Genomic DNA, 2,797 nt, shown 5'->3' with positions numbered 1-2,797 from the left:
TGAGACTCCCTGACCCGGGAGTCCTCATGCGGCGTGCCGTTTCAGTCGTCCTGACCAGCGAGCAGCAGTCGGCGCTCGACGCGATCGTGCGGGCTCCGACGAGCGCGCAGCGTGCTGTGAAGCGAGCGCAGGTGGTCCTCCTCGCGGCCAAGGGCTGGGAGAACCAGCGCATCGCGAAGAAGCTGAAGATGGGCATCAACAACGTGGCGGAGTGGCGTCGGCGGTTCGTCGCGGAGGGGCTGGATGCGCTTCTGCACGACCGTCCGGGGCGCGGTCGGAAGCCGACGTTCGACGCTGCCACGGTCGCCGAGATCGTGAACAAGACGACGGCCACGCTGCCGCCCGGACGGACGCAGTGGAGCCGCTCGTCGATGGCGAAGGCGAGCGGCGTGAGTGAGTCGACGGTCGGCCGCATCTGGCGAAGCCACGGCCTCAAGCCGCACCGGATCGACACCTTCAAGGTCAGCCGCGACCCGAAGTTCGCCGAGAAGCTCGAGGATGTCGTGGGCCTTTACCTTGCGCCGCCCGCGAATGCCGTCGTGTTTTCGGCCGACGAGAAGAGCCAGATCCAGGCGCTCGACCGCACCCAGCCCGGCCTGCCGATCAAGAAGGGTCGCGCCGGCACGATGACGCACGACTACAAGCGCAACGGCACCACGACGCTCTTCGCGGCGCTGAACATCGTTTCCGGCGCCGTCTCGGCCACCTGCATGCCGCGCCACACACACAAGGAGTGGCTGAAATTCCTCAAGCGCCTCGATGCCGAAGTCCCGCCCGACAAGGAACTGCACGTCATCTGCGACAACTACGCCACCCACAAGCACGCGGTCGTCCAGCGATGGCTCACCAAGCACCCGCGCGTGAAGGTGCACTTCACGCCGACGAGCGCCTCGTGGCTCAACATGGTCGAACGCTTCTTCCGCGACCTCACGGTCAACGCCCTGCGACGTGGCGCCTTCACGAGTGTCGGTGACCTCATCGACGCGATCGACGTCTACCTGCTGGAACACAACCGCGAGCCGAAGCCCTTCATCTGGCAGGCGTCAGCGAGCGACATACTTGCGAAGGTGACTCGCGCGCAGCAGGCTCTCAAGGCACGCATCGAGGCGCAGAAGGCTGGCGCGACGCATGGAGCCGAATAATCGTCACCATTTACGGCGGACTACACTAGCGGGGCCAACCACCCTAGGTATGGCCCTGAGTGCTCCCGCATATGCCATTCGACCTGCCCCCACCACAACAGAAGCAATGGTGCCGGCCCAATACGCGTCTGAGCCACTCTTGTCCGGATAGCCGCTGGCCCGCATCCTGCTTGGCGTGGCGGCCATGGATGCGACCAAGCTGAGGGACATCGTGACGGGCGCGATCGGGCGCGAGCAGTTGGAGGAGTTCGCGCGTGAGCTCGGCGCGGTGAAGCGGCAGTCAAAGGTCCACATGATGGAGTTGGTCACGGCGTTGATCCTCGCGGCGCGAACGAACGCGGGCGGGCGACAGGCCGAGGCGATGCGGGTGTTCCGCGACCACCTCGGCGGCGCGAGGATCGCGCGGTCGACGTATTACGAGCGGTTCAACAGCGGGCTCGTGGCGCTGATGCAGGGCCTGCTCGATCGAGCGCTGGAGGCCGCGAGAGCCGATCCCGTGCGCTTGCCGCCTGCGATCGCGTTCGTCCAGGACTGGCTGATCCAGGACGCGACGACGGTGAAGCTGCACGACGCGCTCGTGCCGACGTACCCGGGCGCGGGTGACTACGCGGCGCTGAAGGTCCACAAGCTCTACTCGATCGGCCGCGAGAACCTCATCGGGTACCGCGTCGGTCCCGCACGTGAGCACGACGCGGCGCAGTTCAAGGTCGACGCGTCGTGGCGCGGCAAGGGCGTGCTGGTCGATCTCGGCTACGTCAGCCACGCCTTCATTCGCGACTGCGAGGAGCACGGCGTCTCGTTCGTGATCCGCCTGAAAGAAGGCTGGAAAGCGAGCGTCAAGGGCGTCGCCGTCGGTGAGCTCACGCCGCGGAAGTCGAAAGCGCCGCTCGATCTCGCGCACGCGCTGAGCACGATGAAGCTGCGCTCCGACGACGGCGTGCTCGATGCCGACATCGAGCTGCCGATGGAGACCGGGCGCTTCCCGGTGCGCCTCGTCATGCTGCAGATCAAGGGCAAAGGCGTCTGCACGTTCCTGACGAATGTGCCGCGCGACAAGGCGCCGGCCGCGCTGGTCGCCGACCTGTACCGGCTGCGCTGGAACATCGAGCACGACAACCGGCTCAACAAGAGCGACTGGGTGCTCGACGAGATCGATGGCGAGAAGCCCGAGAGCGTCGAGGTGCTCGTCTACGCGTCGCTGCTCGGCAGCGTGATCGTCAACCGCATCGTGCACGCAGACACGGTGGCGAGGCTCGATGCGACCGAGCCGGCCCGCGTGGGGCCGCTGCATGTGCGACTCGTCGCGCTCACGCTCGCCACCAGCGCCCAGATGCTTGCGATCGCCATCGTGGAAGGTGACGAATCCGACCTCGCGTGGACGCGGATCGCGCGAGGCATCGATGCCGGCGGCAGGGATCCGAACTGGCGGCGGACCCCGAGCGTTCTTGACATCATGCATGGTTTCAACCTCGGTCCGGCCAAGAAGCGACAAAATAGTAACAACAGGCCGCCAAGGAACAAGCAGTGATTGCCACTATCCGATCATGCATGGGTGAGGTCGATACCCCACAGCAGGCGGGGCCGGGAGACGTCGACGCGACGCAGCTCCTTGAGTGGCTTCGGCTTGATCGGGTCTCGGCGAGAAGTTCTCGCCC

General features: G+C 66.1%; 2 protein-coding genes. Both read left to right on the top strand.

What is annotated here, in order from left to right:
• The first annotated feature begins 26 nt into the window (after window positions 1-26).
• Window positions 27-1,142: an IS630 family transposase gene (locus IT182_02195; protein ID MCC6162138.1), complete on the top strand. Its 1,116-nt coding sequence runs from the start codon at window positions 27-29 to the stop codon at window positions 1,140-1,142.
• Window positions 1,143-1,326: 184 nt separating this feature from the next.
• Window positions 1,327-2,670 carry an IS4 family transposase gene (locus tag IT182_02190; protein ID MCC6162137.1) on the top strand — a complete coding sequence of 448 codons (1,344 nt, stop codon included), beginning with the start codon at window positions 1,327-1,329 and terminating at the stop codon, window positions 2,668-2,670.
• The last annotated feature ends 127 nt before the right edge of the window (window positions 2,671-2,797 follow it).

Source organism: Acidobacteriota bacterium, from assembly GCA_020845575.1.
In the GTDB taxonomy this organism is placed as follows: domain Bacteria; phylum Acidobacteriota; class Vicinamibacteria; order Vicinamibacterales; family Vicinamibacteraceae; genus Luteitalea.
The sequence above is the reverse complement of the archived record's forward strand: the minus strand, read 5'-3'. Positions and strand labels throughout refer to the sequence as shown.

Excerpts from the sequence above, each read along its gene's own strand:
- IT182_02190 (MCC6162137.1), top strand. The coding sequence starts at position 1,327 with ATGGATGCGACCAAGCTGAGGGACATCGTGACGGGCGCGATCGGGCGC.
- IT182_02195 (MCC6162138.1), top strand. The coding sequence starts at position 27 with ATGCGGCGTGCCGTTTCAGTCGTCCTGACCAGCGAGCAGCAGTCGGCG.